Source organism: Variovorax sp. 05L425 (assembly GCF_056397705.1).
This window is the reverse complement of sequence record NZ_JBFTNY010000013.1, coordinates 140,891-154,770: the sequence shown is the minus strand read 5'-3', so window position 1 is coordinate 154,770 and position 13,880 is coordinate 140,891. Positions and strand designations below refer to the sequence as shown.

Here is a 13,880-nt window from a genome sequence, read left to right as displayed (position 1 = left end):
AAAGCCGGTTCCGCGGCAGCTCCCGCACTGAAGGTCCAGGGTGCCGGACACGTTTCAGAAATACCGCGGAACTGGCTCATCTTGTTACGGCGCGGGAGGGATGTATTTCCAGGCGCCGTTCTCGATCTTGACCATCACGCGTGCGCGCTGGTCCAGCCCGAGGTGGTCGTTGGCCGTCATGTTGAACACGCCGTGTGCACCGGGCAGTTCCTTGACCTGCTCCAGTGCGTCACGCAGCGCCGCGCGGAATTCCGGCGTGCCGGGCTGCGCCTTCTTGAGCGCGACCGGCACCGCGGCCGCCATGAGCAGGCCCGTGTCCCAGGCGTGCGCGCCGAAGGTCGAGACCGAACCCTTGCCGTACGCGGCTTCATAAGCCGACACGTAAGCCAGCGCCGACTTCTTCACCGGATTGGCGGCAGGCAACTGCTCCGCGACGAGCACCGGGCCGGCAGGCAGGAAGGTGCCTTCGACGTCCTTGCCACCCACGCGCAGGAAGTCGGCATTCGCCACGCCGTGCGTCTGGTAGAGCTTGCCGGCATAGCCGCGCTCTTTCAGGCTCTTCTGCGGCAGCGCGGCCGGCGTGCCGGAACCGGCAACAAGCACCGCATCCGGCTTGGCCGACATGAGCTTCAGCGTCTGGCCGGTGACAGAGGTGTCGGTGCGCGCGTAACGTTCGTTGGCGACGATCTTGATCTTCTTCAGGTCGGCGGCCTTGGAAAACTCCTGGTACCAGCCTTCGCCGTAGGCGTCCGAGAAGCCGATGAAGCCTACCGTCTTCACGCCGTTGGCGGCCATGTGCTCAGCGATCGCGAGCGACATCATGATGTCGTTCTGCGGCGTCTTGAACACCCAGCGCTTCTTGGCGTCCATCGGCTCGATGATGCGCGCCGAGGCGGCCATCGAGATCATCGGCGTCTGGCTTTCGGCGGCGACGTCGACCATCGCCAGCGAGTTCGGCGTGGTGGTCGAGCCGAGGATCACGTCGACCTTGTTCTCGGAGATCAGCTTGCGCGTGTTGTTCACCGCCGCCGTGGTGTCGCTGGCATCGTCGAGCACGATGTAGTTGATCTTCTGGCCGCCGATGGTCTTGGGCATCAGCGCGATCGTGTTCTTCTCGGGAATGCCGAGCGATGCGGCCGGCCCCGTCGCCGACACGGTGACGCCGACGTTGATGTCGGCGTAGGCGAACGCCGATGCCATCAGCGCCGCGATCACGGCGAGGGGTTTGAGGTGTTTCATGCTCATGCGGTTGTCTCCGTTTTGCTGGTTGGAAAAATTAAGAAAGGGTTGAAGTCCGGTCGATTCAGGCGTCTACCTTGGCGACGGGCCGCGGCAGTCTGACACCAGGCAGCCCGCCGAGGAAGAGGTCTGCTACTACCGGCGCCATCGCGTCATAGTCGAGCTCGCCGTCGGGCCGCATCCAGATGAACATCCAGTTGATCATTCCGAACAGCAGCATTGTCAGCGGCTTGGCGAGCTTGCTCTTGCGCAAGTCGGGGCGCAGTGCGATGACGGCGCGGGCGAAGCCGGCGACGACGGTGCGCTGGGTGCCCAGCACGCGCTCGCGGTCATCCGGCTCCATGAACTTGACGTCTTCGGTGAGCACGCGGTGCGCATGCCGGGCGCCTGCATATTCCTCGACGAAGCGCCGGATGAGCTCGCGCAAGTGCGCTTCAGGCGCGAGGCCCTGCTGCTCGACGTCGGTCACGAGGTCTTCGAGGCGGGAGACGTGGTTCTCCGCGATGCTGACGAGCAGGCTGTATTTGTCGCGGTAGTAGTGATAGAGCAGCGCCTTCGAAAAGCCGCAGGCTTCCGCCACCTGGTTCATCGAGGTCGCGGGATAACCCCGGTTCGCGAAGAGCTGCGCGGCATGATCCAGGATCATTTCGCGCTGATCGTCGTATCCGGGTGAGCGTCCTCGGGCCATGGGGTTCCTTCTTGCGTTCTTGTATTGAGCGTCTAGCGCTCGTCGAACGACAAGACCACGCGCTCGGTCCGCGGATGGGCCTGGCAGGTCAGCACGAAGCCGGCAGCGACCTCGTTCTTGTCGAGCGCGAAGTTTCGCTCCATCCGGACCTGGCCTTCGACGAGTTTGGCGCGACACGTGCCGCACACGCCCGAGGTGCATGAAAACGGCACTTCGAGGCCCGCCGCCGACGCGCAGTCAAGAATGCTCGGCTGGTCCTTGCGGAACTCGATCTCGCGCTGCAATCCGTCGCGGATGATGACGACCTTCGCCAGCTCGGCATCGCCGGGGCGAGCCTCGTGGATCACCGCGCCCACCGGCGCACCTTCGGGCGCCGCGACGCCGAAGCGCTCGATGTGGATGCGCTCTTCGGGCACGCCGGCCGCGAGCAGCGCCGCTTCGGCCTCGTCGTTCATCTGGAAGGGACCGCAGATATAGGCGTGGTCGATGCTGCCGGCCGGCACCACGGTCGACAGGAACTCGCCGAGCTTCTCGCGGTTCATGCGACCCATGTTCAGCGGCGCGTCCGTCGGTTCGCCCGAGAACACATGGTGCAGCACCAGCCGCGTCATGTAGCGGTTCTTGAGGTCTTCCAGCTCTTCCTTGAACATGGTCGACTGCAGCTTGCGGTTGCCGTAGATCAGCGTGAAGCGCGAGTGCGGTTCGCGCGCGAGCACGGTCTTCATGATCGACAGGATCGGCGTGATGCCGCTGCCGCCGACGATGCCCACATGCTGGCGCCGCGATTGCGGCTCGATCGGCACGAAGAAGCGGCCTTGCGGCGCCATCACGTTGATGGTGTCGCCGGGCTGGAGTTGCTCGTTGATCCAGTTCGAGAAGGTGCCGCCCTTGACCTTGCGCACGCCCACCCGCAACTCGCCGTCGTCGACGCCCGCGCAGATGGAGTACGAGCGGCGCAGGTCCTGGCCGTCGATGTCCTTGCGCAAGGTGAGGTACTGGCCCTGGGTGAAGCCGAAGACGTCGCGCAGATCTGTCGGGACGTCGAAAGAGACGATCACCGCTTCTTCGGTGTCGGGCTCGACCGCGCGCACGCGCAGGGGATGAAAGATGATGCTCATTGCAAGTGCTCCACTATCTCGTTCTCGAAATACCACGGAACCGGCTTCGCCGGGCCGCTGGTATTGCCCCCTGCAAGGGGGTGGGCGGCCACACGAAGTGGGCAAACCTGGGTGTGTGCTTCATATGGGCTTGAAGTGCTCGAAAGGTTCACGGCACGAGATGCAGCGGTACATCGCCTTGCAGGCCGTGGAACCGAACGCGGACAGGCGCTCGGTGGTCTTGCTGCCGCAGCGCGGGCAGACAACCGCATCCGCCTTGCGGCCGAAGATGCGGATGGGCACGGCGCCATCCGGTGCTGCGGGGCCCGGAGGTGCGATGCCGTACTCGAAGAGCTTGCGGCGGCCTTCGGCGCTGATCCAGTCGGTGGTCCACGCCGGTGCGCGTTGCAGGGTGACGTAGGCCGGGCCGAGGCCGGCTTTCTCGATGGCCGCGAGCACGTCGTGCTCGATGACCTCGGTGGCCGGGCAGCCCGAATAGGTCGGCGTCAGCACGACTTCCAGCCTGTCGTCGCGCTCGACCACGTCGCGCACGATGCCGAGGTCGCGCACCGACAGCGCGGGCACCTCGGGATCGAGCACCGTGCCGAGCACGTCCCACGCCTGCTCGCAGCGCGTGGCGACGGAAGCTGGCGATGCGTTCACCACACACCTCCAGGAAACGCGCGCTGCAGGTGCTGCATCTCGGCCAGGATGTAGCCCATGTGCTCGCTGTGCACGCCGCGCTTGCCGGTGCTGCGGAAGGCGGCTTCGTCGGGCCGCGTGAGCGTCGCTTCTTCGAGGATGGCGTCCATGTCGGCAAGCCACGGCCCCTGTAGGTCGGCCCAGCGCGGTCCGATGCCGGCAGCGTGCGCGGCGTCATCGACGGCGTCCGACTCGAAGAGCTCCGGCATGTAGAGCCACAGCTCGTTCAACGCCTTCTCGATGCGCTGTCGCGATTCGTCCGTGCCGTCGCCCAGGCGCACGACCCAGTCGGCCGCGTGCTGCTGGTGGTAGCGCGCTTCCTTGACCGCCTTGCCGGCGATGGCCGCGAGTTCGGCGTTGCTGGAGTCATGCAGGCGCTCCCACAGCAGCTTCATCAACGTCGCGATCATCACGTTGCGCATGACGGTGAAGGCGAAGTCGCCACGCGGCAGCTCCACCAGCGTGAGGTTGCGGAAATCCTTCTCGTCGCGCAGGAAGGCGAGCTGGTCTTCGTCGTGCCCGCGGCCTTCCATTTGGCCGGCCAGCGTCAGCACGGCACGGGCCTGGCCGATGAGGTCCAGCGCCATGTTCGACATGGCGATGTCTTCTTCGAGGATCGGCGCGTGCCCCGACCACTCGGCGATGCGTTGGGCATGGATCAGGCAGGTGTCGCCGATGCGCAGCAGGTACTGCACCGTCGGCTGGAGATCGAGGGCGATGGAGCCTTGCATCACGTCGGCCTCACATATGGTCTACCGAGCCGGGGAGCTGGTAGAAGGTGGGATGGCGATAGACCTTGTCTTCCATCGGATCGAAGTACATCTCCTTGTCACCCGGGTCGCTCGCGACGATCTGGTCGGAGCGCACGACCCACACGCTGGTGCCTTCCTGGCGGCGCGTGTAGACATCGCGGGCCATCTGGATGGCCATCTTCGGGTCGGCGGCATGCAGGCTGCCGCAGTGCTTGTGGTCGAGGCCGGACTTGCTGCGCACGAAGACTTCCCACAGGGGCCATTCGGTGGCGGTGGCGGTCGAGGCAGTGGGCGTTGGATTGGAATTGCTGCTCATGATCGTGTTCCTTGGTCGTTGCGCGCGCGTTACGCCGCGAGGGGTTCGGGGGCTGCGCGGCGCGCGGCGTGGGCCAGTGCGGCTTCGCGTACCCAGGCGCCGTCGTCCCAGGCCTTCACGCGGGCGCCAAGGCGCTCGCGGTTGCAGGGGCCGTCGCCGCCGATGACGCGCCAGAACTCGCTCCAGTCGATGGGGCCGTGGTCGTGGTGCTGGCGCTCCTCGTTCCACTTGAGGTCCGGGTCGGGCAGCGTCACGCCGAGCACCTTGGCCTGCTCAACGGCCGCGTCGATGAACTTCGCGCGCAGATCGTCGTTGGTGAAGCGCTTGATGCCCCAGCGCATCGATTGCGCCGAATTGGGCGACTGATCGTCCGGCGGGCCGAACATCATGATCGATGGCCACCACCAGCGGTCGACCGCGTCCTGCACCATCGCCTTCTGCGCGTCGGTGCCCTTCTGCATCATCGTGAGCAGCGCTTCGTAGCCTTGGCGCTGATGGAAGCTCTCTTCGCGGCAGATGCGGATCATGGCGCGCGCATAGGGTGCGTAGGAGCAGCGGCAGATCGGCACCTGGTTCATGATCGCGGCGCCGTCGACCAGCCAGCCGATGGTGCCCATGTCGGCCCAGGTCAATGTCGGGTAGTTGAAGATCGAGCTGTACTTGGCACGGCCCGTGTGCAGCGCATCGACCATCTGGTCGCGCGAGGTGCCGAGCGTCTCGGCGGCCGAATACAGATACAGGCCATGGCCTGCCTCGTCCTGCACCTTCGCCAGCAGGATGGCCTTGCGCTTGAGCGTCGGCGCGCGGGTGATCCAGTTGCCCTCGGGCAGCATGCCGACGATTTCGGAATGCGCGTGCTGGCTGATCTGGCGCACGAGCGTCTTGCGGTAGTGCTCGGGCATCCAGTCCTTCGCTTCGATGAAGTCGCCGGCATCGATGCGGGCGTCGAAACGCTGCTCGAGTTGCATCTCCTCTGCGGAGCGCACGGCCTTCTTGCCGTCGCCGGGCTCTTTGCCCATCGTGTCCATGGCTTGCGTGTACATCGTGATCTCCTATTGAAGGGTCAATACGGTCAATTCGGTCAATACATCAGCTGCTTGCTCGACTCGAGATTCCGGTCCACGTCGGCCGGTGTCAGCGATTCGCTCTTGCAGCCGAAATCCTTGAAGAGCGTCATCTGGTCGGCATAGTGCGCCGCCTTGCGGCCGTCGGGTGCGACGAAGCCGCTTTGTCCGGGGGGCGCCGCCGTGCACATTGAAACGCTCCCGGCCGAGAACACCACCTTGTCGTTCTGCGAACCGCGGTTCATGAAGCTCGGCAGCGTGAGCAATTCGTCGGCGTTGGCCTGCGGCGCACCGATGAAGTTGCTCGTGAGGAACACGTGCTTGGTGACGGGTGTGCGCCAACGCGCCGGATCGCTGCCGTAGCGCGTCGTCAACTCGGACATGGCCTGCGCCAGGGTGCTGCGGATCATGGCGTTCTTGTCCGCGCCATTGAAGAAGTCGTAGTGCTGCGGCACGCCGGCCTTGGGTCCGAGCAGCGCGTTGTAGAGCAGCTTGGAGCCGTTGCCCGGCCGGATGCTGGCCACCTGCGTCGCGCCTGCATAGCCGCCGTTCGAGTACGCGGCAAACACTTCGGGCGGCAGGTCGTCGGCCAGCAGTTGCTTGTAGATGATCGGCAGCCAGGTCATCATGATCGTCGTGGCTGGGCTCTGGTAGACGCCCTGCTCGGTCGGATCGTCGTTCTCCATGTTCCAGGCGGCAAGGATCTGCGCAGCGCGCTTCGCGGGATTGGTGGCCGGCAAGCTGCGTGTGGCCTCGGCGATGAACGGGACGAAGTAGCGGGCGTTGGTATCGGCGTAGGCCGTGCTGCGGTTGATGGCCCACAGCTCGTCGCGCGTCAGGCGCGGCTTGGCTTCGAGGCGGGTGATGAATTCGTTGACCCGGTCGGCCGCCGCGTAGTTGCCGCCGTCGCTCACCGCACCGGGCGCGGACTGGTTGTTCCAGTTGGCGATGAAGCCCTGCGCCGGATTGAATACCTGCGGGTCCTCCTTGAAGGGACGAATTCCCTGCCACTCCATCGTGCCGTCGCCGACCGCCGGCAAGCGAATGTCCTGCGAGGCCGGGCGCATCGGCAAGCGGCCGGGCGAGACGTAGCCGATGTTGCCGTCGGCGTCCGCGTAGTACCAGTTGATCGTGATCGCGACCCGCGAAGCCTGCGCCAGCCACTGGTCCCAGTTCTTCGCCTGCATGGAATGGATCCAACCCAGAAGGGACTCGAGCTCATAGCCGTCCCAGCTCCGCTTCATGGAGAAGGCGGTGTTGTTCGGGAGGTCGAAGTCGGTGACGATGCCGTGCACCGTCGAGTAGATGTCGAGGTTCTGGTCCGGCTGACCCTTGACCTTGATGATCTCCGTGCGCTTGACCATCGGCCGCATGGCGCCGTTGAACTGGTATTCGTAGCGGTTCGACGGGTTGAGCTTCTCCTGGTACATGTCGTTGACGTCCAGCGGGCCAGCGGTTGCGCCCCAGGCGATCTTTCCGTTGGTGCCGAACAGGATCACCGGGTGCGCGAAGGGCGTGTTGCCCGTCACGTCGTAACCGGCGCCATGCAGCCCGATGCCGAACACGTACGAGGGATTGAACCAGTTGAACTGCGGCCCGTTGATGAGCACCGTGCTGCCGTCGCTGGTCTTCTTCGGCCCGGCGATCCAGAGGTTGCTGGCGATGGGCCGCTCCCACGGCTGCGCGACGCCGCGCCGTGCTGCATCCACGTCGCTGTGGGAGGCGAGCAACTCGGGCGATACCGGCGCCAGGCGGGCCAATGGGTCGTCACCCTTTGCGACAACGTCGACCGGCGCCGCCGCGGCCTGCGCCCGCCCGCCGGTGCGGGGGACCGTGGTCGGTGCCAGTGGGTCCTCGATCCAGCGGATCTGGTCGAAAAGCTCGCGACCGAGCGCATCGCCTTTTGCCTTCTGGAGCTGGTTCAGCAGGCGGAGATTGGCGATCTCGCTGCTCGTATTCGAATAGCGGTTGGCCATCGTGCCGACCCAGATCATTGCGACGTCGTAGCCGGTCCAATCGGCTTTCGGCTCGAAGCCGGCGTCGATGAACTGCTTCGGCATCAGGGTGGTCTTGTCGGCCAGCACCTCTTTCACCCGCGCATTGAAGCCTGCCGCATAGCCGTCGAAGATGGCCCTGTCATCGGGCGACAGTTTGGCCATCTGCGCCTGGATCGAAGCCGGCGTGAAAGCCGAGCGGCTGCCCTTGTCGAGCGCCACGTAGTTCGGACCCATCACTTCGGAGACGGTCCCGAGCACCGCGCGGCGCGCCATTTCCATCTGGAACAGACGGTCTTCGGCAACGACATAGCCGTAGCCATGGAAGAGGCCGCGCACATCGTTCGCATAGACATGCGGCACGCCGTAGGTGTCGCGCTTGATCGTGACCGTTCCGGTCGAGGAGGCCGTCGTGGCGGCGCATCCGGCCAGAGCAAGGGCTGCGCAAAGGAGAGAGAGTTTCTTCAGCATGAATTCGTTCGTTGATCGCGCGGAGGATGAATGCGCAGCGCTCAGCGCGAACGCTTGTCGATCACGCGACGGGCTTTTCCGGTGAGCGTGCGTTCGATGCTGTCGGGCTTCAGCACGTTGACGGTGGTCGAGATGCCCACCAGCGTCTTGATGCGCTGCTGGAGCCAGCGCGCGATCTCGCCCACTTCCTTGTCATCGGTGGACGGCGCGGCGAGCGGCTGCAGTTCGCACCGCACTTCCACCGTGTCGAGCAGGCCGTCGCGGCTCACGTTGATCTGGTATTGCCCGGAGAGCTTGGCGTGCTGCAGAACGATCTCCTCGATCTGCGTCGGGAAGACGTTGACGCCGCGGATGATCAGCATGTCGTCCGAGCGCCCGACGATCTTGCCCATGCGGCGGAACGAGCGCGCGGTGGGCGCCAGGAGCCGCGTGAGATCTCGCGTGCGGTAGCGGATGATGGGCAGCGCTTCCTTGGTGAGCGAGGTGAAGACGAGTTCACCCTCCGAGCCCTCGGGCAGCACTTCGCCCGTTTCGGGGTTGATGATCTCGGGATAGAAGTGGTCTTCCCACAGCACGGGGCCGTCCTTGGTCTCGATGCATTCGCTCGCCACGCCGGGGCCCATCACTTCGGAGAGGCCGTAGATGTCGACCGCGTCGATGCCGGCCTTGCCTTCGATCTCGTGGCGCATCGCCTCGGTCCACGGCTCGGCACCGAAGATGCCGACCTTGAGCGAGCATTCGCGCGGGTCCAGCCCCTGGCGCACGAATTCCTCGACGATCACCTGCATGTAGCTCGGCGTGACCATGATGATCTCGGGCTTGAAATCGCGGATGAGCTGGACCTGCTTTTCGGTCTGCCCGCCCGACATCGGAATTACGGTGCAGCCGAGCCGCTCGGCGCCGTAGTGCGCGCCGAGCCCGCCGGTGAAGAGGCCGTAGCCGTAGGCGATGTGCACGATGTCGCCCGCGCGGCCGCCCGCTGCGCGGATCGAACGTGCGACCAACGAGGCCCATGTGTCAATGTCGTTCTTCGTGTAGCCGACGACGGTGGGCTTCCCCGTGGTGCCCGACGATGCATGCACGCGTGACACCTGCTCCCGCGGAACCGCGAAAAGACCGAAGGGATAGTTGTCCCGCAGGTCCTTCTTGGTCGTGAAGGGGAACCTGGACAAGTCGCTCAGCTGCTTCAGGTCGTCGGGATGAACGCCCTTTTCGTCGAACGCCTTGCGATAGTGCGGCACGTTGTCGTAGGCGTGCTTGAGCGACCAGCGCAGACGCTGCAATTGCAAGGCCTGGATCTCGTCGCGGCTGGCGGTCTCGATGGCGTCGAGTTCACCGGGGGCGGGTTGCTTCACGGGCATGGATGTGTCTCCTCGGGCGGCTCACGCGGCGACGGCCGGCTTGCCCTTGATGGTGTGGGAACGGCCGCGGAAGACGGCGATGCGCTCGTTCCGCTGGTTGGTGATTTCGCAGTCGTAGACGCCGGTCCGGCCTGCCTTGGAGACCTCGAAGCTGCGCGCCGTGAGCACGTCGCCCTCGCGGCCCGGCGCCATCAGGTCGATGGAAAAGCCCGAGGCCACCGTCAGTTCGTTGTACGAGTTGCAGGCATACGCGAAGGCCGTGTCGGCGAGCGTCGCGATGAGGCCGCCGTGGCAGATGTCGTGGCCGTTGAGCATGTGCTCGCGCACGGTCATGGCGACAGATGCATTGCCGGGCGAGACTTCGACGACTTCCATGCCGAGGTTCTTGGCAGCGCGGTCGTTGGCGAACATGCTCTCGCGCACCAGTTCCGCGGTCTGCTGCGGCGTGCGTTCGGATTGGGGTGTGGACATTGCGATTCAGCGGTCGGTGAAAACAGGAGTGCGCTTCGCGGAGAACGCGGCGACGCCTTCGAGGTAGTCGTGCGCGCGGCCAAGCTCGGACTGCACGACGGCTTCGTGATCGAGTGCTTGATCGAGCGTGAGGTGTTGGGCTCCATCGATGGCGTCGCGGGTGGCGGCCAGCGCCTTCACCGGCATCGCGGCGAGACGCACCGCAAGCTTGCGGGCCTCCTCGGCCAGCACCGCGTCGTCGACGCATTTCCAGATGAGGCCGATGCGCTCGGCTTCGGCGGCGCTGAGCTTGTCGCCGAGCATCGCGAGCCCCATGGCGCGCGCGCGGCCCACGATGCGCGGCAGCAGCCACGTGCCGCCGGTGTCCGGCACGAGGCCGATCTTGGCGAAGGCCTGGATGAAGCTGGCGGATTGGCCGGCGATCACGAGATCGCAGTTCAGCGCCAGGTTCGCGCCCGCGCCGGCCGCGACGCCGTTGACGGCGGCAATCACCGGGACAGGCATCGACTTCAGCCGTCGCACGAGGGGCTTGTAGAGGATCTCGATCGTGCAGCCCAGATCCTTGGGGGGCTCGCCTGCGGGCGACGGCGCGACCATCGGATCGGCGAGATCCTGGCCGGCGCAGAAGCCACGGCCGGCGCCTGTCAGGACGAGGCAGCGGACCTCGGCGTTGGCCGCAGCGGCGTCGAGCGCGGCACGAAGCTGCTCGTGCATGGCACCGGTGAAGCTGTTGAGAGCGGCGGGCCGGTTGAGCGTGAGCGTCAAAACCGGGCCGTCATGCGAAGCAAGGACGAGTGAATCGGACAAGCTGTGTCTCCAGTCGTGGGATGCAGTCGTGGGATGGGGCCGGGCCGGACGTCTTGATCTGTGTCAAATGTATTGTTGACCGACCGGTCGGTGAATCATAAGATCGACTTCAGCCTGACGCAAGTCAGAACATCCACGGGAAAACCCGCGTATCGGCGTCATTCCCAAAAAAGAAGGAGACCGCCTTGCCTTGTTATTCGATCGAAGGAGTGGTGCCGGTCATCGACCCGAGCGCCTATGTGCATCCGACTGCCGTGCTGATCGGCGACGTGATCGTCGGGCCGGACTGCTACGTCGGGCCGTGCGCCGTGCTGCGCGGCGATTTCGGCCGCATCGTGCTCCAGCGCGGCTCCAACTTGCAGGACACCTGCGTGATTCACGGCTTCCCCGCCCAGGACACCGTCGTCGAGGAAAACGGCCACATCGGCCATGGCGCCGTGCTGCACAGCTGCATCGTCCGGCGCGACGCGCTGGTCGGCATGAATGCCGTCGTCATGGACGAGGCCGAAGTCGGCGAAGCGGCCATCCTCGCGGCCTGCGCCTTCGTTCCGGCGGGCAAGAAAATCCCCGCGCGATCGCTCGCCGCCGGCATTCCCGCGAAGGTGATGCGCGAACTGAGCGATCAGGAAGTCGCGTGGAAGCTGGAAGGCACGCGCACATACCAGCACCTCACGCAACGCTGTCTTGCGAGCATGAAGGAGGTTGACCCGCTGGCTGCGGTAGAGGCCGATCGGCCGCGGGTGAATGCGCCGGATGTGAAGCCGTTGATCGCGACGAAGCGCGGGTAGCCCTGGTCAGCTGGCAGACATCATCGACATACGCTGCCAGGCGGCCTGCATCTCGCCCTTGAGCGCCGCCATCTGGTCGGCGACTCGCGTCTCTCGCCGGATGGCGAAGATGCTCTGTCCTGCCGCCTCGTAGATGAGTCGTGCATCGTCATGTTCGTGGATCGACGCGAACACATCGCCCGTCAGCGCCTGCTGCAAGGGCATCGGCAAGGGCTCTGGTGCGCCGGACGCAGACCACGCATCGATCCAGTCGCTGCGCACCACCCGGCATGGCTTTCCGCTATGGGCGCGCGTGATCACCGTGTCTTCGCTGCCGCTGTCGATCAGGCGACGCAGCAGCGCCGGCGGCGTGTGGTTTTCGGCGGCGGCCATCCATAGGGTGCCGAGCCAACCGCCCTGCGCGCCCATGGCAATGGCCGCAACGATCTGATCGCCATTGCCGATGCCGCCAGCGGCGAGCACCGGTGCATCTCCGGCGACAGCAACGATCTGCGGCACCAACGAGAAGGTGCCCACCGTTCCTGTGTGACCTCCGGCGTCGTAGCCCTGCGCCACGAGCACGTCCACGCCCATCGCCAAGGCCTTTTGCGCATGGCGAACGGAGCCGATGAGCGAGAAGGTCACCTTGCCCGCCGCCTTGGCGCGCGCGATGAGTTCCGGACGCAGGCCGATCGCCGTGGCGACGCCCAGCGCGTTCGAAGCCAGCACCTGCTCGATCTGCTGCTCGAACAGCGACTCGGAGCGCACCTGCGTGGTAAAGAAGCTGGGCTTGACCGGTGCCTGCACGGCGAAGCGATCGCGCAGGCCGTCGACGAATTCGACATGCGTCTGCGGCAAGGCGCCGCGCACGTCATCGATGCTGCCGGTCTGCGGCACCTGCGAAGGCAGCATCAGGTCGACCCCATAGGGAAGCCCCTGCATTCGCGAATCGACCTCTTCCAGGATGTGCGGAATCTCGTGCGGCATCTCCCGCGCCAGGCCGAGCACCGGAAATCCGCCTGCCTTGGCGATCTCGACCACCACGTCGATCGAATGCGAGAACCCGAAGATCGGATGCGCGATGCCGAGCTTTGCGCAGATGGGTGGCTTCAGGGGCGATTTCATGGCGCGGGTCTCCCTCATTGCGGATCGATGCCGGCTTGCTTGATGACCTTGCTCCAGCGCCCGACCTCGGTCGCGATGAAGGCATCGAACTCCTTCGGGCCCTGCGGCGCGAGTTCGAGGCCCAGCATCTCCAGCTTGGCCTTGGTGTCGGGCATCGCGAGAACTTCAGCGACATCGGCAGACAGTTTCCGGATCAGCGCGTCCGGCGTCTTGGCGGGCGCCACGAAGCCGAACCATGTCCCGACGCTGTAGTCCGGGAGGCCGATCGATTCGGCAACCGTCGGTACATCCGGCAGCGCGGCCGAGCGCTTGGCCGTGGTGACCGCGAGAGCCTTCAACTTGCCGCTCTTGATGTAGGGGGACGCCAGCGCCGCGGTCAGCGGCATCATCGTCACCCGGCCGCCAAGCAGGTCGTTCAATGCATCGGGCTGGCCGCGATAGGGCACGTGCGTGAGCTTCACGCCCGCCATCTGCGAAAGCAGTTCGCCGGAGAGATGGTTGGAAGTCCCGACACCAGCCGTCGCGTAGGTCAGCGGCGTGGCGCTGCTCTTCGCCAGCGCAACGAGTTCGGCCATGTTCTTGACGGGCACGTTCGGCGGCACGACGAACACGTTCGAGATGATCCCGAAGCCTTCGATCGCCCGAAAATCCTTCACCGGATTCCACGTCACACCCTTGATGATGCTCGGCGCCACTGCATGGCCAGGGCTGACACACAGCAGCGTGTAGCCGTCCGGCGCAGACTTGGCCACGAAGTCGGTCCCGATGGAGCCTCCCGCCCCGGTCTTGTTCTCGACGATGACCGGTTGGCCGTACTTCACGCTCAGCTTCTCGCCCACGATGCGGGCGATCGAATCCACGACTCCGCCTGCGGAGAAGGGAACGATGATCTTGATCGGCTTGGTCGGATAAGCATCGCCTTGCGCCAGGGCCGGCGCGACGGCCAGGCTCAGCGCTGCGATGCACATGGCGCCGAAAGCGCGGCGAGTCGTATTGCGGATCATTGCTTGTCTCCTGTCATTGACT

14 protein-coding genes are annotated in these 13,880 nt (G+C 65.4%); 1 reads left to right on the top strand and 13 read right to left on the bottom strand.

Going from position 1 to position 13,880, the window contains the following annotated elements; translation table 11 throughout:
* Positions 1–84: 84 nt before the first annotated feature.
* From AC1DN9_RS16525 to paaG, 11 genes are all read right to left on the bottom strand, one after another.
* On the bottom strand, positions 85–1,239 hold the full coding sequence (locus AC1DN9_RS16525; RefSeq protein ID WP_478102058.1) for an ABC transporter substrate-binding protein: 1,155 nt from the start codon (positions 1,237–1,239) through the stop codon (positions 85–87).
* 64 nt (positions 1,240–1,303) lie between these two features.
* A complete protein-coding gene (locus tag AC1DN9_RS16520; protein WP_478102011.1) occupies positions 1,304–1,927 on the bottom strand; it encodes a TetR/AcrR family transcriptional regulator in 624 nt (207 codons plus the stop codon).
* Between the two features lie 32 nt (positions 1,928–1,959).
* Positions 1,960–3,045, bottom strand: a complete 1,086-nt coding sequence (gene paaE, locus AC1DN9_RS16515; RefSeq protein ID WP_478102009.1) for a 1,2-phenylacetyl-CoA epoxidase subunit PaaE — start codon at positions 3,043–3,045, stop codon at positions 1,960–1,962.
* 120 nt (positions 3,046–3,165) lie between these two features.
* A complete protein-coding gene (paaD, locus tag AC1DN9_RS16510) occupies positions 3,166–3,687 on the bottom strand; it encodes a 1,2-phenylacetyl-CoA epoxidase subunit PaaD (RefSeq protein ID WP_478102008.1) in 522 nt (173 codons plus the stop codon).
* On the bottom strand, positions 3,684–4,457 hold the full coding sequence (gene paaC, locus AC1DN9_RS16505) for a 1,2-phenylacetyl-CoA epoxidase subunit PaaC (protein ID WP_478102006.1): 774 nt from the start codon (positions 4,455–4,457) through the stop codon (positions 3,684–3,686). Before paaC ends, paaD begins: the two co-directional genes overlap by 4 nt.
* Positions 4,458–4,467: 10 nt before the next feature.
* Positions 4,468–4,794 carry a 1,2-phenylacetyl-CoA epoxidase subunit PaaB gene (gene paaB, locus AC1DN9_RS16500; protein WP_478102004.1) on the bottom strand — a complete coding sequence of 109 codons (327 nt, stop codon included), beginning with the start codon at positions 4,792–4,794 and terminating at the stop codon, positions 4,468–4,470.
* Between the two features lie 29 nt (positions 4,795–4,823).
* Complete coding sequence (gene paaA / locus AC1DN9_RS16495) at positions 4,824–5,837, bottom strand: 1,2-phenylacetyl-CoA epoxidase subunit PaaA (RefSeq protein WP_478102002.1); 1,014 nt, start codon at positions 5,835–5,837, stop codon at positions 4,824–4,826.
* Between the two features lie 38 nt (positions 5,838–5,875).
* On the bottom strand, positions 5,876–8,323 hold the full coding sequence (locus tag AC1DN9_RS16490) for a penicillin acylase family protein (RefSeq protein ID WP_478102000.1): 2,448 nt from the start codon (positions 8,321–8,323) through the stop codon (positions 5,876–5,878).
* 41 nt (positions 8,324–8,364) lie between these two features.
* Entirely contained in the window at positions 8,365–9,684 is a 1,320-nt protein-coding gene (gene paaK / locus AC1DN9_RS16485) for a phenylacetate--CoA ligase PaaK (protein ID WP_478101998.1), read from the bottom strand.
* 21 nt (positions 9,685–9,705) lie between these two features.
* Complete coding sequence (paaI, locus tag AC1DN9_RS16480) at positions 9,706–10,155, bottom strand: hydroxyphenylacetyl-CoA thioesterase PaaI (RefSeq protein ID WP_478101997.1); 450 nt, start codon at positions 10,153–10,155, stop codon at positions 9,706–9,708.
* 6 nt (positions 10,156–10,161) lie between these two features.
* Positions 10,162–10,962, bottom strand: coding sequence for a 2-(1,2-epoxy-1,2-dihydrophenyl)acetyl-CoA isomerase PaaG (gene paaG, locus AC1DN9_RS16475; RefSeq protein WP_478101995.1), 801 nt, complete (start codon positions 10,960–10,962; stop codon positions 10,162–10,164).
* A gap of 185 nt (positions 10,963–11,147) precedes the next feature.
* Between paaG and AC1DN9_RS16470 the strand changes: the two genes are divergently transcribed.
* The gene (locus AC1DN9_RS16470) at positions 11,148–11,750 is read left to right on the top strand and encodes a phenylacetic acid degradation protein PaaY (protein WP_478101993.1); all 603 of its coding nucleotides are present in this window, start codon (positions 11,148–11,150) and stop codon (positions 11,748–11,750) included.
* Positions 11,751–11,756: 6 nt separating this feature from the next.
* On the opposite strand, the gene AC1DN9_RS16465 is transcribed toward AC1DN9_RS16470, so the two are convergent.
* Together AC1DN9_RS16465 and AC1DN9_RS16460 are read right to left on the bottom strand one after the other, a co-directional pair.
* The gene (locus tag AC1DN9_RS16465) at positions 11,757–12,854 is read right to left on the bottom strand and encodes an NAD(P)H-dependent flavin oxidoreductase (RefSeq protein WP_478101991.1); all 1,098 of its coding nucleotides are present in this window, start codon (positions 12,852–12,854) and stop codon (positions 11,757–11,759) included.
* Positions 12,855–12,868: 14 nt separating this feature from the next.
* Positions 12,869–13,858 (bottom strand): Bug family tripartite tricarboxylate transporter substrate binding protein, encoded by a 990-nt coding sequence (locus AC1DN9_RS16460; protein ID WP_478101989.1) that lies wholly within the window; start codon positions 13,856–13,858, stop codon positions 12,869–12,871.
* Positions 13,859–13,880: the final 22 nt, after the last annotated feature.